At 71.3% G+C, this 21,733-nt stretch carries 16 protein-coding genes and 1 pseudogene; 4 read left to right on the top strand and 13 right to left on the bottom strand.

What is annotated here, in order from left to right; translation table 11 throughout:
- The first annotated feature begins 225 nt into the window (after nt 1-225).
- Nucleotides 226-2,532 (top strand): hypothetical protein, encoded by a 2,307-nt coding sequence (locus BCD49_RS33300; RefSeq protein WP_083401852.1) that lies wholly within the window; start codon nt 226-228, stop codon nt 2,530-2,532.
- Between the two features lie 21 nt (nt 2,533-2,553).
- On the opposite strand, the gene BCD49_RS33295 is transcribed toward BCD49_RS33300, so the two are convergent.
- From BCD49_RS33295 to BCD49_RS33240, 12 genes are all read right to left on the bottom strand, one after another.
- Nucleotides 2,554-4,002, bottom strand: a complete 1,449-nt coding sequence (locus tag BCD49_RS33295; protein WP_007515648.1) for a hypothetical protein — start codon at nt 4,000-4,002, stop codon at nt 2,554-2,556.
- Nucleotides 4,003-4,072: 70 nt separating this feature from the next.
- On the bottom strand, nt 4,073-4,579 hold the full coding sequence (locus BCD49_RS45470) for a hypothetical protein (RefSeq protein WP_007515649.1): 507 nt from the start codon (nt 4,577-4,579) through the stop codon (nt 4,073-4,075).
- A 309-nt stretch (nt 4,580-4,888) separates the two neighbouring features.
- Nucleotides 4,889-5,167, bottom strand: a complete 279-nt coding sequence (locus BCD49_RS33285; RefSeq protein WP_007515650.1) for a hypothetical protein — start codon at nt 5,165-5,167, stop codon at nt 4,889-4,891.
- Nucleotides 5,168-5,430: 263 nt separating this feature from the next.
- Nucleotides 5,431-6,216, bottom strand: coding sequence for a glucosamine-6-phosphate deaminase (locus BCD49_RS33280; RefSeq protein WP_007515651.1), 786 nt, complete (start codon nt 6,214-6,216; stop codon nt 5,431-5,433).
- 49 nt (nt 6,217-6,265) lie between these two features.
- Nucleotides 6,266-7,492, bottom strand: a complete 1,227-nt coding sequence (locus tag BCD49_RS33275) for an N-acetylglucosamine-6-phosphate deacetylase (protein WP_232794377.1) — start codon at nt 7,490-7,492, stop codon at nt 6,266-6,268.
- Nucleotides 7,482-8,399 (bottom strand): ROK family protein, encoded by a 918-nt coding sequence (locus BCD49_RS33270; RefSeq protein WP_007515653.1) that lies wholly within the window; start codon nt 8,397-8,399, stop codon nt 7,482-7,484. Before BCD49_RS33270 ends, BCD49_RS33275 begins: the two co-directional genes overlap by 11 nt.
- Before the next feature lie 107 nt (nt 8,400-8,506).
- On the bottom strand, nt 8,507-9,637 hold the full coding sequence (locus BCD49_RS33265; protein WP_007515654.1) for an ROK family transcriptional regulator: 1,131 nt from the start codon (nt 9,635-9,637) through the stop codon (nt 8,507-8,509).
- Nucleotides 9,634-10,461, bottom strand: a complete 828-nt coding sequence (locus BCD49_RS33260) for a carbohydrate ABC transporter permease (RefSeq protein WP_007515655.1) — start codon at nt 10,459-10,461, stop codon at nt 9,634-9,636. Before BCD49_RS33260 ends, BCD49_RS33265 begins: the two co-directional genes overlap by 4 nt.
- Nucleotides 10,458-11,345 carry a carbohydrate ABC transporter permease gene (locus BCD49_RS33255; protein ID WP_007515656.1) on the bottom strand — a complete coding sequence of 296 codons (888 nt, stop codon included), beginning with the start codon at nt 11,343-11,345 and terminating at the stop codon, nt 10,458-10,460. The genes BCD49_RS33260 and BCD49_RS33255 overlap by 4 nt, the downstream gene beginning before the upstream one ends.
- A 213-nt stretch (nt 11,346-11,558) precedes the next feature.
- Nucleotides 11,559-12,803 (bottom strand): extracellular solute-binding protein, encoded by a 1,245-nt coding sequence (locus BCD49_RS33250; protein ID WP_007515657.1) that lies wholly within the window; start codon nt 12,801-12,803, stop codon nt 11,559-11,561.
- A gap of 252 nt (nt 12,804-13,055) precedes the next feature.
- The gene (locus BCD49_RS33245; protein WP_007515659.1) at nt 13,056-14,132 is read right to left on the bottom strand and encodes an ABC transporter ATP-binding protein; all 1,077 of its coding nucleotides are present in this window, start codon (nt 14,130-14,132) and stop codon (nt 13,056-13,058) included.
- A 151-nt stretch (nt 14,133-14,283) separates the two neighbouring features.
- Nucleotides 14,284-14,784, bottom strand: coding sequence for a PPOX class F420-dependent oxidoreductase (locus BCD49_RS33240; RefSeq protein ID WP_241832444.1), 501 nt, complete (start codon nt 14,782-14,784; stop codon nt 14,284-14,286).
- A 270-nt stretch (nt 14,785-15,054) separates the two neighbouring features.
- Between BCD49_RS33240 and BCD49_RS33235 the strand changes: the two genes are divergently transcribed.
- Together BCD49_RS33235 and BCD49_RS33230 are read left to right on the top strand one after the other, a co-directional pair.
- Nucleotides 15,055-15,471, top strand: coding sequence for a tellurite resistance TerB family protein (locus BCD49_RS33235; RefSeq protein ID WP_425343368.1), 417 nt, complete (start codon nt 15,055-15,057; stop codon nt 15,469-15,471).
- A 198-nt stretch (nt 15,472-15,669) separates the two neighbouring features.
- On the top strand, nt 15,670-16,803 hold the full coding sequence (locus BCD49_RS33230) for an epoxide hydrolase family protein (RefSeq protein WP_007515662.1): 1,134 nt from the start codon (nt 15,670-15,672) through the stop codon (nt 16,801-16,803).
- Nucleotides 16,804-17,276: 473 nt separating this feature from the next.
- Here BCD49_RS33230 and BCD49_RS33225 read toward each other — a convergent pair.
- A pseudogene (locus BCD49_RS33225) lies at nt 17,277-18,236 on the bottom strand (IS256 family transposase); the annotation flags it as partial.
- Nucleotides 18,237-18,590: 354 nt separating this feature from the next.
- Between BCD49_RS33225 and BCD49_RS33220 the strand changes: the two are divergent.
- Nucleotides 18,591-21,662: an ATP-binding protein gene (locus tag BCD49_RS33220; protein ID WP_071042290.1), complete on the top strand. Its 3,072-nt coding sequence runs from the start codon at nt 18,591-18,593 to the stop codon at nt 21,660-21,662.
- Nucleotides 21,663-21,733 lie beyond the last annotated feature (71 nt).

Genomic DNA, 21,733 nt, shown 5'->3' with positions numbered 1-21,733 from the left:
GAATACCCGGACTGATGCCTGGATCGGCCTCTGGGACCGGTGAACCCGATTGATCCCTGAACGTCGTTGATCTCAGGCCGTCGCCAACAGTACCGAAACCGACCGAATTGTCCGAACGAATTTCCGGCCGCCAGCCGTCGGCAACGCGACATCCGGGCGGCTCGTCCGGGCGCCGGCCCGGCCGTCCGGATCTCGGTACGTTCCGGATCTCGGTAGGTTGGCACCGTGCGGCTCGGGGAGCGGAACGGCGCGACAGCGCCACAGCCGGCGACGGCGCAGCCGGCGGGCGGCCGGAGAGGGCTGGGCCTGGCGGCCAGGCTGAGCAGGCGCGACCCCGCGGGCGAGCGAGCGGACACCCGGGTGGACACGGGCCGCCGGCGGCTCGCGCAGATCGCGCTGACGGCGCTCGTCGTGATCTGCTGGCTGCCGCTGGTCGTCATCCTCACCGCGCGGTCCACCGTGCTCAGCCCGGACTTCTACACCGAGGGCCTGAGTCACGTGCACGCCTACGACCGGGTCTACACCGAGATCCTGCCGGACCCGGCCGTCGACGACCTGCTCGCCGGACTTCCGGTCGACCGGACGCTGGTCACCGCCAACCTGCGCACGGTGCTGCCGCCGTCGACGGTCGAGGGGATGACCGACGAGCAGATCCGCCGGGTCGTCGCCTATCTGCGCGGCGACGAGGACGACATCGCGCTCACCGTCGACATGCGCCCGCTGTTCACCAACATCTCGGGCCTGGCGAACCGTTACCTCGCCGGCGAGCTCGGCGCCGGCACCACCTACCAGGTGTCGAACGTCTCCGAGTTCACCGACGGCGTGATCGCCACGCTGAACGACGTCGCCGCCGGCCGCGCGCCCACGTCGCTGCCGACGATGAAGCTGCGCCCGCAGGACGCCGACCTGGTGCTCGGCACGGTACTCGCCCGGTTCGACCCGGTGACCAGGGCGAAGCTGCAGGAGCCGGCGCGGGCGCTGCTGCTGTCCGGCAACATCGCGGGGGCGCTGGCCCTGCTCGGGCCACCGCTGTTCCAGGGCGACGACCAGGCGATCCAGCAGCTGCGCGGCCGGCTCGTGGACGGCACCGTGCTCAACCTGGGCGTCTCGCTGTCGGACCTGGGCGACCGGCCGGCGATCAGGGCGATCGACCGGCTGCACGACATCTCCGGGCTGCTGCTCCCGGTCGGCGCCGCGTGCGTCGTGGCGATCTTCGGTGGGCTCGTCGGCGCCGCCGCGATCGCCACCTCCCGCGGGCGCTCGCCGGTGCGGGCGCTGGGCTACGTGGGACTCGCGGCGGGCCTGGGGTCACTGCTGCTGGGGATCGCGATGCGGCTGGCCCTGCCGAACCCGTTGACCTCCCTGGACGCCCCCGGCTCGAAGCTGCCCAAGGGCGCCGCCGACGTGCTGACCGACTTCGGCGCCACCGCCTACCGCGGCATCGAGAGCGACTTCCTGCGCCTGACGATCTGGATGCTCGTGCTCGGCGCCATCCTCACCGGGCTCTCGCTGCTGGCCGCCGCGGCGGCGCGCCTCGAGCGGCACACCCGGCGGCGCCGGCTGGTGGCCACCGCGGTCGTCGTCATCCCGGCCATCGTCGCCGTCACCTGGGCGGCGTTCCCCGGCGCGGCGGCGGACGCGCGGGTGGTGTGCGAGGGCTCGGCGCGGCTGTGCGACCGGCACTACGACGAGGTCAGCTACGCGGCCAGCCACAACGCGATGGCCAACAGCGAGGACCAGTTCCTCGGCCCGGCGCAGGACCCCTCGATCGTCCACCAGCTCGACCTCGGTGTCCGTGGCCTGCTGCTCGACGTCCACCACTGGACGACACCCGAGGAGGTGAGCAAGGCCCTCGACGCGCTCGACCCCACGACGCGGGCGGCGCTGGAGCCGCTGACCCGTGGCGCGCTGTCGACCCGGCCCGGGCTGTGGCTCTGCCATGACATGTGCCAGCTCGGCGCGCTGGACTTCACCACCGAGCTGCGCGCGATCGGCGACTGGCTGGACCGCAACCCCACCGAGGTCGTCACCCTGATCCTGCAGGACCAGGTGCCGGCGAACGAGATCATCGGCGCGGTCGATCAGGCCGGGCTGGGAAACAAGGTGGTAACCCCACCGGCCGACCCGGACGGCGAATGGCCGACGCTGCGGCAGATGACCACCTCCGGGCACCGCCTGGTGGTCTTCACCGAGAGCCAGGACACCCCGGGCAGTTTCCTGCGCTCGTTCTACCGCTACGGCTCGGACACCCCGTTCGACGCCCGCCTGCCCGCCGACCTCGCCGGCTGCACGGTCAAGCGCGGCTCCGCGGACGCCAGGCTCCTGCTGGTGAACCACTGGCTGACCGCGGCCGCGCCCAGCCGCCGCGCGGCACTGGACGACAACGCGACCGGCCTGCTCCTGGCCCGGGCGGGCGTCTGCGAACGCGCGCGGGACCGCCGCCCCACCTTCGTCGCCGTCGACTTCGCCAACATCGGCGCCCTCCCCCAGGCCATCGCCAMCCTCAACGGCCTGTCCGTAACCGCCAGCTGAGCTTTGACCGCCAACTGAGCCTCAACCACCCGCTGACCGCGCCCCAGCCCGGCTGCCGAACCCGGAGCCCCGCCGGCTCGTCCGCAGCGCCCACGCCACCCGCACCATCCGTACCAACCGCCGGCCGACCCGGACGAGCACGTAGACCATCCCGGCCGCCGGCAACGCGACCAGCACCATGCCGACGGCACCGGCGATCGCCGTGACCGGCTCGCCGTCAGCCAGGGCCCGGCTCGCCTGGCCGAACTCGTCGCGTACCGCCACGGCCGTCCGGGGCAGCACGAAGGGCGCGTAGACCGCCAGCAGGACGATGTTCACGGCGATCATCGGCGCGGCGCACAGCGCCCAGGCGGTAACCAGGAGACGGGCCCGTCGGGTCAGCCCGGCCAGCCCCGGGTCCGGTGCCGATCCCGCGTCCGCCCGGGCCCGCCGCCGGGACGGGATCCCGCGCGTCGCCGTCCGCCAGGCCGAGCGCACCGCCGGACCCATGCGGTTGAACAGGTCCGGTACCCCGACGAGATCGCTGACGATGTAGTAGCCGTCCAGCCGGACGAACGGCGCGAGCTGCCGCAGCGCGTCCATGTGAACGAGGAGCGCTACCATCACCAGCACCTCGGCCCGGGTGACGGCGAACGTCCCGGCCACGAGCAGCGCGAAGAGCCCGTTGAAGTAGATCCCGCCCAGATCGGTTCGCAGCCGCCCCCATCGGCTCAACCGGTAGGAGTCGGTGACATCGGTGAAGAAAGCCGGCCAGACGAGGTACATACCGACGCCGATCACGCCCGGCCGCGCRCCGCCGTAGCGGCAGGCCGCCGCGTGGCCGCACTCGTGCACCAGCGCGCCGACGAGGGTGAAGCCGAGCAACACCAGGATCATCGACGGGGTGGCCAGCACCATGGCGGCGCTGTCCCGCACGCTGTGCCGACCGAACAACCAGACATCGGCGACCACCAGCAGCGCCAGCAGCACGGAGACGACCGCCGGACGGAAGAACCCCGCGAGCACCCGGCTGATCCGGCGCACGGCCTGCGCCGGCAGCAGGGTGCGCCGGGCGGTGAGCGCGAGCAGGGCCCTCGCCCGGGGCGTCGGTGTCGCACCGGTCGAGGCGGCGATCAGGCCGAGGGGCATGAGCCGGTGGGTCAGGAGGTACGCGACGTCGGCGCCGCTGACCGCGCGGCCGCAGCGCCGCCCGGCGCGGTCAGCGATCGCGGCGAGGTCACGGGTGCCGTCCGCCGCCTCGATGATCCGCGCGAGCAGCTCCGTAAGCGTCACGACCTGGCCATCGGCACGGCGCGCCAGGTAGACGGGGCGCGCGAGGCCGGACCCGGCGAACTCGCCGAGCAACGCCAGACCGTCGGCCCGGCTGGGCCGGTCGGGCAGTTCCGGCAGTTCTGACGGTTCCGGGGCTGGAGCCTCGAGAACCGGAGCCTCTGGGGCTGGAGCCTGTGCCGGCCACGCGGGCTCGGTCATCGCGCATCCTCTCCCCTGGCGCCCGTCCGTCAGCTCCTCTCGGCGCCTCGTCGATCATGGAAAATATCCACTATCGACCGAACATCCGCCGCAGGAAGTCCATCCATCCATCACCGCCGGCATACGGGTCAGCCGTGTGACCGGTGTCGGCGGGAGAGTCATTCGCGTTCCCATGGTCGGCAAGTGGGTCAGCATGCCCATCACCGACAGGGGCGTCATCCGCGTGCCCGTCGTCCGAGTGATTCCCGAGGCCGAGATCGTCGAGATCCGACTTCTGGACTATGATGTTGATGCTCGGCATCAGCGTGATCAGAATCGGCATGAAGCCGCCCGTGACCTCCGGCGCCGAGGCATTAGCGAGAATCGCGTTGTTCGACGCAGGAGAGCCGACCGGAAAGTTGTTCGACGTGGGAGATTCGACGGCGACGTTGGAGGGGTAGAACTCCTTCCGACCGATCTCGACCGCGGCAAGGGTGGTCCGCTCGGGGAGCAGCTCAGCCCGCTCCTCCGACAGCTCCACCCGCTTCTCGGAGAGTTCCGCTCGCTCGTCCCACTGCTTCGCGCCGGCCTCACTCATCTTCATCTCCCGGTCCGGTGCCTCCACGACTACTTTCAGCGAGAGGCTAGCCGCACCGAGAGGCGACTCAAAACATTTTCACGGGCGTGTCGCCGCCGCCGGAAAAAATGTCGGGACCATTCGATACGCAGTCAGGGCAGGGAGAACCCGGCCGGCCGGCGAACGGGCCCGGCCGGGTAACCCCATGGCCACGAGAGCCTTCCAAGAATTTAGGAAAACGCGCCCGACGGCGGTCAGAAAAGCGGCTCGCGCGGACGGGCCCACGGACGGAGAAACCCGCACCCGCAGTGGTTTTCACCCGCCCGGCGGTCACCACTGGTTGATGAGTACATCACCGCTGGCGACAGACTGGATGAACGGACTGGCGCTGCCGATCGTCTGTACCATGGAGCTGTTACCGGAAACGATGTTGTTGCTGCCCGGCGAGTTGACCGGCGAGTTGTTACCGGTGCCGATGGACTCACCGTTCTCGATCACCATCAGCGTCATGCGCTCAGGCAGAAGCTCGGCGCTCTCCGCCGCCAGCTCGGCGATACCCATCCCCGGGCGAGGCGTTCCCGTCTGATCCATTCCCACGTCATCCCGCATGACTTGCTCCCGTTTCGGTATACCGGCCCGGCGCCCGCCATGACCTGTCTTTGGGGGCACACCGTCGGTGGTTTGCGACGGCTTGACGCGCGAACACCGGCCAGCGGCGCGGGCGCCATGGCCGAAATGGGTCAGTGCCGGGCCGGTGTTCATCACCCGCTGTATCCGGCTGGCACATCCGAACCATAGGACCTCCCCGATGGGGCCGCAAAGCGATGTTGGCCGGCGTCACCAGCCCGGCGCGGCCAGGAGGGTCAGCCCGGCTACAGCCCCTGCCAGGCCGGCTTGCCGGCGTACACCTCGCGGTAGTAGGCGCCCCGCTCGAGCCCCGACGCGGCGGCCTCGTCGAGCAGCACGGTGGCGTGCGGGTGCAGCTGCAGCACCGACGCGGGGCAGGACGCCGACACCGGCCCCTCCACCGCGGCCGCCACCGCCACCGCCTTGCCGGCCCCGGTGGCGACCAGCAGCAGGTGGCGGGCCCGCAGGATCGTGCCGAGCCCCTGGGTCAGCACGTGCCGCGGCACCTCGGCGAGGGAGCCGAAGAAGCGCGCGTTGTCCGCGCGGGTCCGGGCCGTGAGCGTCTTCATCCGGGTGCGGCTCGCCAGTGACGAGCCCGGCTCGTTGAAGGCCAGATGGCCGTCCGAGCCGATCCCGAGCAGCTGGAGGTCGACACCGCCGGCCTTGTGGATCAGCTCCTCGTACCGCTCCCCCGCCGTCGCCAGGCCGTCCTCGTCCGGGTCGGGGCCGTGCACCCGGCCGGGGTCGACGCCGAGCCCGTCGGTGAGCTCGCGGGCGATGGTCGCGCGGTAGCTCTGCTCGTGGCCGACCGGCAGGCCGACGTACTCGTCGAGGTTGAAGCAGGTCACCTCGTCGTAGGGCGGACCCGTGCCGGCGTGGCGGCGCCGGATCAGCTCCTGGTAGGCCGGCAGCGGGCTCGAGCCCGTGGCCAGTCCCAGCACGGCGGCCGGCCGGCGGCGCACCAGCGCCTCCACGACGTCGGCCGCCAGCGCCGCGACGTCCCCGGCGGTCGTGAGCGGCACGACCTCCATCAGCACCTTCCGTTCGTGTCGTGGGCGGTGCGGCCTGTGCCGTGGAGAGTCACAGGCTCGCGTCGTGGACGACGCGGCCGGCCACGACGGTGGCGACCACGTCGAGATCACGGTCGAGGACCGTCACGTCGCCGCGCGCTCCCGGCCGAAGCCGCCCCCGGGCCGGGTCGCGCACGAGCGCGGCGGGTGTCGACGTGGCGCACGCGACGGCGTCGGCGAGGCCGCAGCCCGTGGTCCTCACCAGCGTGCGCAGGCACTCGGGCAGCGACGCCGCCGAGCCGGCCAGCGTCCCGTCGGCGAGGCGGACGGCGCCGGCCGAGACGATCACGTCCTGGTCCCCGAGCCGGGCCGGGCCATCGGGCATGCCGAGCGCGGCGGTGGTGTCGCTGACGGCGAGGAAGCGGCCGGGAGCGAGGGCGCGCCACGCCAGCCGCAGCGTGAGAGGGTCCAGGTGCAGGCCGTCCGCGATCACCCCGGCCACCAAACCCGACCCGCCAAGCGCGGCCCCGATCGGTCCCGGCTCGCGGGCGGAGAACGGCGGCATGGCGTTGCCGAGATGGGTGACGAGCGTGGCCCCGGCCGCGACCGCGGCCGCGACCTGCGCCGCCGTGGCCTCGGTGTGGCCGACCGACACGAGCACGTCGCGGGCGACGAGCTCCCGGATGACCTCCAGCGCGCCCGGCAGCTCGGGCGCCACCGTCGCCATGAGCACACCGGCCGCCCGCGACCAGCCCTCGATCACGGCCGCCGACGGCGCCACCAGCCGGCGCTCGGGGTGCGCGCCCTTGCGGCCGGGAGCGATCATCGGCCCCTCGAAGTGCAGCCCGAGCGGCACGGCGCCGGCCCAGCCGGCGGGCGGGCCGGCGTGCAGGGCCGCCAACGCCGCCGCGCGCGCCCGGGGCGACGAGCTGATCACCGTCGGCGCGAAGGCGGTCACGCCGAAGCGGGCGAGCGTGGCGGCGACGTCCCACAGCCGGTCCGGCTGGTCGGTCAGGTCACACCCGCCGGCGCCGTTGACCTGCAGGTCGATGAGGCCGGGCAGCACATAACGGCCGCTGGCGTCGAACTCCGGCGTTCCGCCCGATCCGCCGCTCGCAGCGTCGCCCGCAGCATCGACGACCAGACCGCCCGCGATGGCGACGTCCACCGGCCGGCCGGCGGCGTCGAGACCGCCGACGACGCGCAGGTCGCCGGTCATCTGGGCCGCGCCGGTCATCTGGGCCGCGCCGGTCATCTGGGCCGCGCCGGTCATCTGGGCTGCCCGGTCACCCGGCATCCCCGATCATCGCGGCGCCCAGGGCGCCGACAGGCATGCCGGGAGGCACGAGCGCGAGCCGGCTCGCCAGGTCCAGCGAGGCGAGGAACGGCGAGGTCGCCGCCTGCGCGCGCAGTGCCGCGGCCACCGCGTCGCGCAGCGGGGCGCCGAGGTTCGCGACGCCGCCGCCGAGCACGATCACCGCCGGGTCCACGGTCAGGCCGAGCATCCGGACCGCGTCCGCCACGCCGTGCACGAATCGGTCCCGCGCCGCGACCGCGGCGGGGTCGCCGGCCGACGCGGCCGCGAACAGCGCCTGGGCGGCGGGCTGGTCCGGCGACGGCCACGCCGCCGTCACGGCCGAGCCGGACGCGACCAGCTCCAGGCAGCCCTTCTGCCCGCACGAGCACAGCTCGCCGGCCGGGTCGACGGGCACGTGCCCGATCTCGCCGGCCGCGCCGTGCGCCCCACGCCGCAGCACGCCGTCGAGGACGAAGCCCGCCGCGAGCCCGGTGCCGAGGCTCACGTAGGCGAGGTCGTCGGCACCGCTGAGCACATGGGCGCCCCACGTCGCGGCGTTGAGGTCGTTCTCGAGCGTCACCCGGGCCGAGCCCGCTCCCGGAGGGCACAGGTCGCCGGCCCGCGCGCCGATCCGCTCGGCGAGCGGGAACCAGTCGCCGCCGAGGCCGAGGTTGACGGCGTGTTTCACCGTGCCGGTGCCTCGGTCGACGATGCCGGGCACCCCGACGCCGATGACCGCCGGCAGCGACCCGCCGGTGGCCGCGGCGAGCCGTTCGAGCACGGCCCCGGCGGAGGCCAGGACCCCGTCGGGCCCGGCGACCGACGTCTGCCTGGCCTGGGCCAGCACGGTCCCGTCGTCGGCGACGACCACCCCGAGGATCTTGGTCGCCCCGATGTCGAGCCCCACCCGCGCGCGCGGCGAGCCTGCTCCCGGGGTTCCTGCTCGATCGCCGGCAGGGTTCCTGCCGGATCCGCGAAGCGGATCTGGGAGGTCTGCGATCGGGGAGGTTCGGCTCACGAGACCCCCAGCTCTCCGGACAGCACCAGCACCGCGGCGCCGGCGAGGACGACGTCGTCGCCCAGCGGAGAGGTGCGTACCACGAAATCCGCCGTGGTCACCGACATCGTGCGCTCCCGGACGGTCTGGTCGACGGCGTCGCGCAGGGCGCCGTCGAGCAGGTCCCGCGGGCCGGCGAGGACGAGCTGGTGCAGGTTGAGCAGGCCGACGACCGGCGCCAGCACCTCGCCGAGCACCTCGCCGACCTGGGCAAGGGTGGCCGGGTCCCGCTCCCGCAGCCGCGGCACGGCGAGCACCGTCTCCAGGCAGCCGACACGCCCGCAGGCGCATGGCTTGCCCCCTGGGTCGACGATCACGTGCCCGATCTCACCCGCCGCGGACCCGTGGCCCTGGACGAGGACACCGCCGACGACGAGGCCGGCGCCGACACCCGTCGCGATGCGCAGCAGCAGGAAGTCGCTGTCGCCGGCCTCGCCGAACGTGTGCTCGCCGAGGACGGCGGTGTTCGCGTCGTTCGCGACGTGGACGGGGACGCCGAACTCGCGGTGCAGCGTGCCCGCGAGGTCGACGTCGCGCCAGCTCAGGTTGGGCGCGTCAAGCACGACACCGCGGCCGTCGACGATGCCCGGGCTGCCGACGCCGATCCCGAGCACCGGCCGGTCCGTCGCCCGCAGCAGCTGGCCGGCCAGGCGCACCGCCAGCTGGACGGCCTGGGCGCCGGACCGCCCTTCGCGCGGGAGCTCGACGCGCGCCTTGACCGCGCCGAGCAGGTCCTGCACGGTGCCGATCATGCGGTCGTCGGGCGACAGGTCGAGAGCCACGATGTGCCGGGCGTCGGCGGCGATGCCCACCAGTGTCGGCGGCTTGCCGACCCGGGCCTCCGCCGGCGAGCCGAGCTCGACGATCAGGCCGTCGTCGATCAGGCCGCCCACCAGGTCGGACACCGTCACCCGGGTCAGGCCGGTGGCCCGGGCGAGGTCGGCGCGGCTGACCGGCCCCTCGCTGAACAGGCGTTGCAGGATCAGGGCCCGGTGGTGTCGCCTGGCGTCCTCGGCGAGCAGCTTGCCGGTCGGCCGGAGCTGGCGCCGCCGCGGCGCGCCCGCCCGCCCGCCTGCCCCCACGGTCACTTGACCGCTCCGGCCGTCAGCCCGGTGACGACCCGGCGCTCGATCAGCGCGAAGAGAATGATCACCGGTACCGTCGCGACCAGGCCGCCCGCGAACAGATGGCCCCAGTCGGTGGAGTACTGCCCGACGTACCCGTCGATCGCCACGGTCAGCGGCCGGTCGCCCGGTGGCGAGCCCAGGCTGAGGGTGAGAGCGACCAGGAACTCGTTCCAGGCCGTGATGAACGTGAAGATCAGCGCGGTCACGATGCCCGGCGCCGCCAGCGGCAGGGTGATCCGCACGAGCGCGCCGATCCGGCTGAGGCCGTCGACCTGCGCGGCCTCCTCCAGCTCGACCGGGATCGAGGCGAAGAACGCGTTGAGGATCCAGATCGCGAAGGCGAGGTTGAACCCGGCGTTCACGATGATCAGGGACACCGTCGCCGAGGGCAGGTCGAAGTTCGTGAACTCGCGCTGCAGGCCGACGAGCATGGCGGCCGGCTGGAACATCTGGGTCGCCAGCACCACGAGCAGGAACGCCGTGCGGCCGCGGAATCGGTGCCGCGCCGTGTAGTACCCGGCCGGCACGGCGACCAGTAGCGCCAGCAGGGTGGCGCCGCCGGCGACCCGCAGGCTGACCCAGATGTTGCCGCCGAGCCCGTCCGCGGACCACAGCGACGTGAAGTTGGAGAACGTGAAGTGCTTCGGGAAGTAATTCGCGTCCAGCAGCTCGTTCTTCGTCCGACCGGCCGTGATGACCATCTCGACGTAGGGCAGCAGGAAGACAATCGCGACCAGGTACGCCCCGGCGGCGACCGCCACCGTGCGGGCACGGGAGGTCCTCACCGGTCCACCTGCTCCTTCCAACGGGTCGTCGACAGGTAGACCACGACGATCACGATCACGAGGGCGAAGTTGATGACCGACATCGCGGCCGCCTCGCCGACATTGCCCTGCTTGAGGTCGACCATGTAGATGGTCGAGGTGCTCGTCTGGTAGCCCGGGCCGCCCCGCGTCATCTCCCAGATGATCGGGAACGAGTTGAAGACGTTGATGACGTTGATGAGCGTGGCGACCACGATCGCCGGCCGCAGCAGCGGCAGCGTGATGTCGCGGTAGGTGCGCAGCCCCGTCGCCCCGTCGAGCGACGCCGCCTCGTACACGTCCTCGGGAATGCCCTGCAGCCCCGAGAGGATCGCGTACGTCGTGAACGGGACCGACACGAACACGGCCACGGCCATCATCCAGGGCAGGGCGCGGTGCGGGTCGCCGAGCCAGTGCGCCTGGTTCGAGCCGAGCTTGTCCACGACACCGATCTGGTGCAGGAACAGGTTGATGACGCCGCTGCTGGGGTCGAGCGCCCACCTGAAGATGAGCGCGGTCATCATCACCGACGCGGCCCACGGGACGATCAGGGCCCAACGCGCGACCCGGCGCCCGGGAAACCGCTGGTGGAAGAGCTGCGCGAGCCCGAGCGACACCAGCATCGTCACGACCACGACGACGACCACCCACAGGAGCGTCCGCAGCAACACCTCGGCGAAGTCGGGCTCGTGAAACAGGCGGCGGTAGTTGTCGGTGCCGTTGTAGCCGGCGACGAAGCCCTCACCGCCGATGTGCTGGAACGACGACTGCACCATGACCACGACCGGCCATAGGACGACGACGCCGATGAGCACGAGCGCCGGGCCGAGCCACGCCAGGGGCGTCAGGCGACGCAGGGCGGCCATCTGATCCTCACGTTCTGGTTCGGCTGCTGGACAGCTGGACAGCTGGGATACCGGATAGCTGTGAATACCGGACAGCTGGTGACAACTGAGGTGAGCATGCCTCGGGCTGGGTCCGGCCCCGGGGCCGGACCCAGCCCGAGGTGGCATGAGATCTAGGGCTGTCCGACGGCCTCCGGGGACGCGAGGCTTCGCCATCTTCGCGCCCCCTTTGGCCTAGCTGCCGGCCGCGGCCGACTTCTGCAGGTCGCCGAGAACCGACGCCGGGTCGTCGGTCACCGCCGTGCCGATGGTCTGCTGGATCTTCGTCTTCACGTTCGCCCACGACGTGTCGCTGGGGTACTGGATCGACTTGGGCAGGGCGGTGAGGAACGGCGCGAACACGGGGTCGGACGCGAGCGCCGTGGTCGCCGTGGTGGTGGCCGGCAGGAGCTTGTACTCCTTGTCGAACTGGAGCTGGTACTTGTCCTGGTAGGCGAAGTCCAGGAACTGCTTGATCTGCGTCTGGTGGCCGTTCGGCTTGAACGCCGCGACGTTGTCGCAGACGCCGAGCGTGGTCGCGAGCGGACCGGTCTTGCCCGCGATCGGGACCGAGGTCCAGTCGCTGTCCTGCAGCTTGCCGGCCTCCTGGATGATCGGGATGAGCGCCGGCGAGCCGTTGATCATCCCAACCTGGCCCTGCGCGAACTTCTGCCACAGGTCGGTGCGGTTGACGGTGCCGGGGTTCGGCTCGGTGTCACCCGCGGAGACCAGGCCCTTGAGGAAGGTGAAGGCCTCGACGTTGGCGGCGCTGTCGATGGTGTACTTGCCGTCCGTCTGGAAGCCGCCGCCGGCGCCGAGCATCCACAGCAACGACTCGGCCTGCGCCTCCTCGGCGCCGAGCGGCAGCCCGAAGCCGATCTGGCCGAGGCCCTTGACCTTCTCGGCGTCGGTCTGCACGTCGGCCCAGGTCTTCGGCGCGCTGGTGATGCCGGCCTGCGCGAACAGCTTCTTGTTGTAGAACAGCGTGCGACTCGACGTCGTGAACGGCAGGCCGTACTGCTGCCCGTCGAACGTGCCCTGGTCCTTGAAGGCGGGCAGCAGGTTGCCCGGGTTCGACAGCACGTCGGAGGCCGGGTACAGCAGGCCGTCCTCGGCGTAGTTCGAGAAGTAGTCGCCCTCGGTGATATCCGGGTACTGCTTGTTCTGGATCATCGTCTGGACCTGCTGGTCGAACTGGGTCCACGCGATCGACGTGACCTTGACGGTGATGTCCGCGTGCGCCGCGTGGAAGTCGTCCGCGATGCCCTGCCAGTACTTGGAGCTGGCGTTGTCGGGTCCGGTGCCGTAGTCGGCGACGACGAGCTTGAGGGTGGTCGAGCCGTCGTCGGACGAGCCACCGCCGCACGCGGTCAGCGCGAGCGTGGTCGCCGCCACGAGCGCGACGCCGCCCGCGACCCGACCGGTGAGCTTCTTCTTCATCGGACTCCCGTCTCCTGACTGTCACTGGCTGCCACAGAGCCGTCTGGGCCGCCCGGCCGATCGACCGCCCAGGGATGTTTTGTTAGTTGACCAGCCTTACTTATTCAGGTCAAGCGGAATCTCCCGGTTTCACCGGAACGTAACGACGCCTCCGCCCAGCGCCGGCCCGCCCGGCTCGCCCCGGCCACGGGCGGCCGGGGCGAGCACGCTGGTCAGGCGCTCAGACCCTCGGATCCTGAGACCCTCAGGCGCTCAGGCGCTCAGGCGCAGGCCGGTGACGGTGTCGAAGAGGTGGATGTCGCCACCGTCCACGGCCACCCGGAGCCGGTCGCCCTTGGCGACCTCCTGCCTCGACGGGACCCGTACCACCAGGTTGCTGGTCCCCGAGCCCAGCGGCACCGTGCCATGGGCGTACGAGTCAGAGCCGAGGTGCTCGACGACCACGACGTCCAGCGGGAGGCCACCGTCGGGCACGACGTGGAACGCCTCCGGGCGCAGACCGACGGTCAGGTCCCTGGGCAGCTTCGCCAGCGTCGAGGCCGGGACCGGCAGGGTGTACCCGCCGAGCCGGATGGAGCCGTCGGTCGCCGTGGCCGGCAGGAGGTTCATCTGCGGACTGCCGATGAAGCCGGCGACGAAGAGGTTGACCGGCCGGCGGTAGAGCTCCATCGGCGCGGCTACCTGCTGCAGCTCGCCCTCGTTCATCACCGCGACGCGATCACCCATCGTCATCGCCTCGACCTGGTCGTGGGTGACGTACACGGTCGTGGCACCGAGGTCGGCCTGCAGCTTCGCGATGTCGGTCCTGGTCTGCACCCGCATCTTGGCGTCGAGGTTCGACAGCGGCTCGTCCATGCAGAAGACCTGGGGCTCCCGGACGATCGCCCGGCCCATCGCCACCCGCTGGCGTTGACCACCGGAGAGCGCCTTCGGTTTGCGGTCGAGGTAGTCCGTCAGGCCGAGCAGCGCCGCCGCGGCCTTCACCCGGCGCTCACGCTCCTCCTTGGGCGCCTTGGCGATCTTGAGCGAGTACTCCATGTTCTCGAAGACCGACATGTGCGGGTACAGCGCATAGCTCTGGAAGACCATCGCGATGTCGCGGTCCTTCGGCGGGGCGTTGGTGACGTCACGGCCGCCGATGAGGATGCGGCCCGAGGTCACCTCCTCGAGCCCCGCGAGCATGCGCAGTGTGGTGGACTTGCCACACCCCGAGGGACCGACGAGCACCATGAACTCGCCATCCTCGATCGTCAGATCGATGCCCTTCACCGCCGCGGTGGGCGCTCCGGGATATCGCCGTTCGGCCTTCTCGAAGACCACGGTCGCCATCTTGTTTCCCCTCCACCGGCAGGTACGTGCCGGACGATCCGTTGTGAAGAGACACCGGCGCCTTGTCTCGGCACGCGGCGGACGTCACCGTACACCCGGTTTCGAGACATCCCGGTCAGAGACGCCCGGTTCGAGCGCAATGCCGCGACGCTCACACGGGCTCGCCGTCAGTCACCGGGGGCCAGGACCAGCGCCGCCGCCCGGTCTCGGCGGCAGCGGCCGAGACGGTGCGGGTGGTGTAGCCAGGTCCATCGACGTTCCAAGAAATGATCTTGTGTGGGTGCACGCGGAGCACGTCGTTGCCGAACCCCGTCATCGGCGGCTCCCCGGCGACGAGGATCTCGACGCTGCCGCGGATCTCCAGGCCCCGTCCGGTCTGGCCGCCCGGCCCCACCGATTCCTCGGKGGTGGCCTGGTCGTCGACGATGAGGGAGATCCGCGGGTCGGCCTGGACGTTGCGGAACTTCTGGCTACGGCTCAGCGCCGGGCCGCCGATGTCGATGGTCCCGGCGTCGAGGTCCACCCAGAGCGCGACCGGGTGGACATGCGGCGCCCCGCGCGGCCCGACGGTGGCGAGACGCCCCAGTGGGTGAGTGGTGAGATACCGGCGCTCGGCCTCGGTGAAGATCATGGCGATACTCTGGTAGTTCAAGCATGCTTGAGGTCAACCCCCGCCGGTGACTCGTCGTCCGGGCGCCGGGAGCGCACCGCGATCGTCGGACGTTGTCTGGGCAGATTCGGCAACGCCGACGACGGCGCGGCCCGTCGCCGACGCCAGCGGCGACCCTGCTGGCGCGACGGCACCCGGCGGCGATCCGGTCGGAGGCGGACGAGGGACCGGCCCGGCATACCCGCCCGGCCGGCCGCGCGCGAAGGAGCAGCGGTGGCAATCTGGAATCAGTTGCGGCAGTCGGCACAGGGCATGCAGACCCAGCTGGTCGCGAAGAAGAACGACCTGAAGAGCGGGGCCTTCCGCGACGCGAGCATGGCGATGTGCGCGCTGGTCGCCGCCGCCGACGGCAGCGTCGACCCGGCGGAGCGTCAGCGGGTGGCCGGCCTGATCGCGACCAACGAGGTCCTCAACAACTTCCCGGCCGACGACCTGCAGCGGCGCTTCAACGAGTACCTGAACAAACTGATGGCCGACTTCGCCTTCGGCAAGGTCTCGGTGCTCCAGGAGATCGGCAAGACGAAGAAGAAGCCGGCCGAGGCCCGCGCCGTGATCCAGATCGGCATCATCATCGGCGGCGCGGACGGCAGCTTCGACAAGACCGAGCAGGCGGTCGTCCGCGAGGCCTGCTTCGCCGTCGGCCTGTCCCCCGAGGAGTTCGACCTCTGACCCGCGGCCTCTGACGCCCGCGATCGAGGCACGGATGGCCGGGATGGAGACCGCGTCTGGTCGCCATCCCGGCTTGGCGATCGGGCCTGGAGCACGAATCCGAACCGACGGCCGGCATCAGGTCCGCGAATTTAGGACAGGTTCCGGCCTGTAGGGGTTCTAGCGTTGATCCCGTTGTCGAGACGAATCGGGAGAGACATGAGCGCCGAGATCCGTCCGTTCCAGATCGAGATCGACACCACGGACCTGCACGACCTGAACGAGCGGCTGGGCCGCGCCAGGTGGCCGCGGCAACTGCCCGGCGAGGACTGGAGCCGCGGCGTCCCCGCCGCCGACCTCCGAGAGCTGGCCGGCTACTGGCGTGACGGCTACGACTGGCGCCCGCACGAAGCGCGGCTGAACGAGTTCCCGCAGTTCATGACGGAGATCGACGGCCAGGACATCCATTTCCTGCACGTGCGCTCGGCCGAGCCCGACGCTCTGCCGATCGTCCTCACGCACGGCTGGCCGAACTCGTTCGTGGAGTTCGCCGACCTCATCGGCCACCTCACCGACCCCCGCACGCACGGGGGCGACCCGGCCCAGGCATTCCATGTGGTCGCGCCCTCCGTGCCGGGATTCGGGTTCTCCGCACCGCCACGGGAGACTGGTTGGACCGCGACGCGGGTGGCCCGGACGTGGGCGGAACTGATGCGCCGTCTCGGCTATGAGCGGTACGGCGCGCAGGGCGGGGATTTCGGCGCCTATGTCGCACCGGAGCTGGCCAGGGCGGCGCCGGACCAGGTGGTGGGCGTCCACGTCGTCAGCGGTCTCGGCTTTCCTACCGAGAAGGATCTTCCCGACCTGACCGAGGACGAGCGGGCGGCGTACGCCAGCATGATGTCGCAGGACTGGGCGAGCGGCGTCGACCATCACGCGCTGTTGCGGGCCGCGCCCCAGACCTTCACGTACGGGTGGCACGACTCCCCGCTGGGGGCACTGGCCTGGATGACCCAGAAGTTCCACGAGTTCAACGCCTCGGGCCGGCCGCTCGACCAGGTGATCGACCGGGACCTGTTCCTGACCAACGTGAGCCTGTACTGGTTCACCGGAACGTTCGGAACGTCAGCCTGGCCGTACTACGACAGCACCAGTTCCAGCTGGCCCGAAGGCCAGACCGCCGCGCCCACCGGCGTCTACAGCGGACCGCCAGGCATCCGCCGACTGGCCGAACGCCACAACACCATCGTTCACTGGCCGGACGACAACCCGGCCGGCCACCATTTCATCGCGATGGACCAGCCGGGTCCTTTCGCCACCGATCTCCGCGCCTTCTTCGCGAAGGTCCGCTGACCGCCCCTCATCAGCATCCGCCGACCAGCCGAACGCAGACATGCCGGGATGACGACCGCAGGGGTCGCCTTCCCGGCTGGGGAATGTCAGCGCTGGAGTCAGTCTGGAGGTTCCCAGATTCCAGTGTAGAGGTGGTCGAGGGTGCGGTGGAGCGGGTTTCGCCGGGGCCGCTGCCGGGTGTCGACCGAATAGGGCGGGATGAAGTACGGGTGGCCGTCCGCGCCCATTAGTACTTTCCGTTCACCGCGGTGGTCAAGCACTACATTTGTGACTTCGCGCAGACGGCTGTGACCTGCGAGTTCACCACTGCCGCCCCCAGCGGTCGGACCTGCGGCCTGATCGCCGTCTCGGCCCTCCGGTGGTCGCGATTGTGCCCCGCCGGCAACCACGGCAGGGCACACACAGCGATCACTGAGGGTCACGTCCAGCGGCGTGGTGTACGGAGAGTGACGTCGCGTGATCCCTGGTGCAGGTTATGCGGTGAGGGCTTCGGTGGTCACGCTGATCTCGGGTGTGTCGGGTGCTGTTTCGGCTGGGTCGGTTTTGGCGAGGATTTCCAGGCCGAAGTAGCGGTGGGTCTCGATCCATTCGTCGTGCTGTTCGGCGAGGACCGCGCCGACGAGTCTGATGATGGCGTCGCGGTTCGGGAAGATCCCGACGACATCGGTGCGTCGACGGATCTCCTTGTTGAGCCGTTCCTGCGGGTTGGAGGACCAGATCTGGCGCCAGATCTCCCGGGGATAGGTGGTGAACGCGAGCAGGTCGGCTTTCGCTTCCTCCAGATGGGTCGCGGCGCGGGGTAGTTTCTCGATGAGAGCGTCGACGACCCGGTCGAAGTGGACGGCGACCTCGTTCGCGTCAGCCTGATCGAATATCGTTCTCACCGACGTGGCGACCCACGGCTGTGAGCCCTTCGGTGTGAACGTCAGCAGATCCCGCAGATAATGCGTCCGGCACCGCTGCCACGAAGCGCCGGGGAGCGTCGCGCCGATCGCGGCCACGAGGCCGGCGTGGGCGTCCGAGGTCACCAGCCGGACCCCGGTCAGGCCACGGGCGAGAAGGCCGCGGAAGGACGCCAGCCAGCCGGCGCCGTCCTCGCTGCTCACGACGTCGAGACCGAGGATCCCGCGGTGCCCGTCGCCGTTGACGCCGACCGCGAGCAGGCAGTGCACGTTGATCACCCTGCCGTCCTCGCGGACCTTCATCGTCAGCGCGTCGGCCTGCACGAACCGGTACGGCCCCGCGTTGGGCGGCCTCGAGCGGAACGCCTCGACCTGGCCATCGAGATGACGAGCGAGCTCCGAGACCTGCGACTTCGAGATATGGGCGACACCGAGCTGCTCGACGAGTTTGTCCACGCGGCGCGTCGAGACCCCGAGAAGATACGACGTCGCGACGACGGATATCAGCGCCTGTTCGGCGCGCCGGCGTCGGGATCGCCGGCACCCCACCGCACTTCATCGGCGAACGCGCGCCGCGCCGCTGCCCGTGCGAACAACCTCCCGCCGTCGGCGCCTCGACGCTGGCATGCCCCTCGGTCGACGTCCGCGGCGTGCTGTCCGTTCACGCGTTCGCGCGGTTCCGCGGAACCGCGCGAACGGACAGCACGTCAGGAGGCAGATGAGCCCCGGAGGCGCGATCAGAAGCCTCGACGTCACGTCGGAACCCGACATCACCCAGGAGTCGGGTGTCAGCGGCCGGGGCGCGGCGGTTCGATGCGGAGCGCGACGGATCTGCCACCATGACCGCTACAGTCGACCCACGGCGAAAGATCGGGGGTGCCGTGCGTGGCGAATGGACTGATTCTGCGGCCGGTGGAGATCGCCGACGGCCTGCGATGGCGATGGCTGCTCGTTGACGGCGCCACCGGAAACCCGATCGCGGATCATCCGGTCGAGCTCGGCGCCAGCCGTGGCCAGTGGGAGTTCGCCGCGTTCACCGGGCTTCACGACTACCTGCACGCGAACACCGCGCCAGATCAGCGAGTGGCGTCGGCGACCCGGATCGTCGGCGAGGTCGGCGAGTGGGCCGCCGCACATGCCCTCGGCCCGACCATCAGCAAGGTCATCGCAGACCAGGCGCCCGTCACCGTCACCGTCGAGGTACCGGAGCGGCTCCGCTTCCTGCCGGACTGGCCCTGGGAGATCGCCCACGTCGCCGGCCGGCCGTTGGCCGCGCACAACGCTACGTTCGATTACCTGCTCGACGCTCCGGCCGGAATGCCACCCGCCCCGGCCTGGGCGGCGAGCAAGGCCCCGGTAGGCGAGAAACTGCGGGTGCTCGCGGTGTTCTCCCAGCCTTCCGGCACCAGCCCTCTGGCACTGCGCCGGGAACGTCGGGCGCTCGTCGACCTGATCCGCACCCTCGCCGGCCGCGGCGGCTACCGGATCGAGCTGCGCGTCCTGCAGTACGGCGTCACCCGGGAGAAGCTGCGCGCGACCGTCGAGGAAGCCGACGGATGGGATCTGCTGCATCTGTCCTGCCACGGCACCGTCGACACCCTGGCCCTGGAGCGGACCGACGGCCGTCTCGACCGGATCTCGACCGTCGACCTGATCGAGATGCTGCGCCCTTCCCGGCGCCGGATGAAGCTCGCCGTCCTGTCCGCCTGTCAGTCGGCCGCCGCCGACGCCGCCCAGATCCTGCGCTGGCTCGGCCTCGACGACCAGGCTGAAAAGGTCGAGCGAAACGCCACACCCGAGGCCACCGCCGCCACGGCGGCGGGCCCGGACAGGGCAGACTCAGGGAACGGTTCCGGCGCCGGGCTGGCACGCGGGCTGGTGGACGCGCTGGGGTGCGCGGTGCTGGCGATGCGCTACCCGGTGGGCGACGAGTTCGCGATCCGGCTCACCGACAGGTTCTACGACCTGCTCCTCGACAAGGGCAGGACCCTCGACACGGCGACCGGCCTGGCCGTCGTCCACGCGGCCGGCCCGGCGCCCACGGCCGCCATCCCGCCGCCCTGTGCCGTGACTCCCGTCCTGCTCGGCCCGGCCGAGGGCCTGCGGCTGGCCGCCCCGACCGGCGCCGTCGACCTGGGGACCGTGTCGACGAGGACAGCCTGGCTGCCCGCGGAGCCGGYCCGGTTCGTCGGCCGCGTCGCCGTCATGACCCGTGCCTCCGCCGCGCTGGCGCCACGCAGCGGCCAGTCCGGGGTGCTGTTCCACGGCATGGCCGGCGCCGGCAAGACCGCCTGCGCCGTCGAGCTCGCCCACCAGCACGCCGACAACTTCGCCAAGGTCGTCTTCTGGTCCGCATCCGACACACCCGACGACTACCTCCAGGGCCTCCCCTCCTTCGCCGCTGCACTGGAAACACAGCTCGACGTCCCGATCGCGGACAAGGCCGCCACCGCCGACCGGCTCGCCGCGTACCTCCCGACCCTCGCCGATCTCTGCGCCCGCGTCGGCGTCCTGTTCGTCCTCGACAATMTGGAGACCCTGCTGGGCGAGGATGGCCACTGGCGGGATCCCCGCTGGCCGGCGCTTCTCGGCGCGCTGACCAGGCGCGGCGGCCAGTCCCGCGTGGTCCTGACCAGCCGCATCCGCCCGGCCGGCCTCGACCCAGCCATCCGCGTCGAGCCGGTCAACGCCCTCCCCCTCGCCGAGGCCGCGCTGCTCGCCCGCGAGCTCCCAGGGCTGCGCGCGCTGCTCCACGCCGACGACCACGACCCCGGCGCCGAACGCGAATCCACCCTGGCCACGGCGGCCAGCCCCGCCGAGGTGGAGGAGGACCGTGCCCTGCTGGTCCGGGCGCTGCGGGTCGTCCAGGGCCATCCGAAGCTGCTGGAGCTGGCGGACGCCGCAGCCCGCGCCGGCCGCGACGTGTTCGCCGCCCGGGTGACACTCGCCGAGCAGGCCACCACCGCCGACGGCCGTGCGCTGGACGCGTTCTTCGGGTCCGGCGAGTCCGCCGTCGGCGCCGGTGGGTTCCTCGCCGCGCTGGCCGGCTGGGTCGAGATCGCGGTCGCGGCGCTGTCCGACCCCGCCCGTCTCTTCCTGCAGGTGGTCTGCTGCCTGGAGGAGGACGACCGACAGCTCTGGATCATCGAGTCGGCCTGGGCCGAGATCTGGTCGAAGCTGGGCCGCTCGGGCGATCCCCCCGCGGTCGAAGGCCTGACCCGGGAGCTGGCGGTAGGAGCACTGGCCGTCCTTGCGGTGGATCCCCAGACACCGGACACGTCAGCTTCGGCGACGAACGGCAGGAACGGCGGGTTCGGAGTGCATCCCGGTGTCGCCGAAGTGGTGCGAGCCGCAGCGACGTCCGGGGTGCGGCAGGCGGTCGACGAAGAGCTGGCCGACCTCTGGCATGCCGGTGTTGACGTGGGTCGTGGCCGTGAGGGCACTGCGGAGCAAGGGGAGCTGGTGGTGCGGGCGGGGGTGGCGGCGGCGCCGTACCTGCTGCGGCTGGCCGAGTTCGACCGGGCGGCGTTCCTCCTGGAGGAGGCGTATCGGCGGACGGGGCGGAATCCGGGGGTAGCGGGTCGGGTGTTGCCGTTGCTGGCGCGGGTCGCCGAAGCTACCGGCGCGCCGAGGGCTCTGGGGATGTATGGGCGGGTGCTGAGCCGGGTGGATCCGGTCGGAGCGGAGGGGGTACTACGCGCCGCCTTGGCGGCAGCGACCTCGGCGGGCGACGACCGGGGCGCCTCGGCGGCAGCCGGGGAACTGACAAACCTGCTGTGGGGGCAGGGCCGGCTGCGGGAGGCGCTGGCCATGGCACGGGACACAGCGGCGCACACGGCGGCGGGCGGACTGGGCGCCTGGACGCAGGCGACGGACGAGGGCCAGGTGTTGCAGATCCGGGGCCTGTTGGGGGATGCGGCCGGAGTGCTGGCCGAGCCTGTCATGATTTCCGTGTAAGCCAGAGGTGAATAGCAGCCTACACGTCGACGTTATCAGAAAGGCAAGCGCCCCGGGAAGAGGTTCACGAG

Source organism: Pseudofrankia sp. EUN1h (assembly GCF_001854645.1).
GTDB classification, from domain to species: domain Bacteria; phylum Actinomycetota; class Actinomycetes; order Frankiales; family Frankiaceae; genus Pseudofrankia; species Pseudofrankia saprophytica.
The sequence above is the reverse complement of the archived record's forward strand: the minus strand, read 5'-3'. Positions and strand labels throughout refer to the sequence as shown.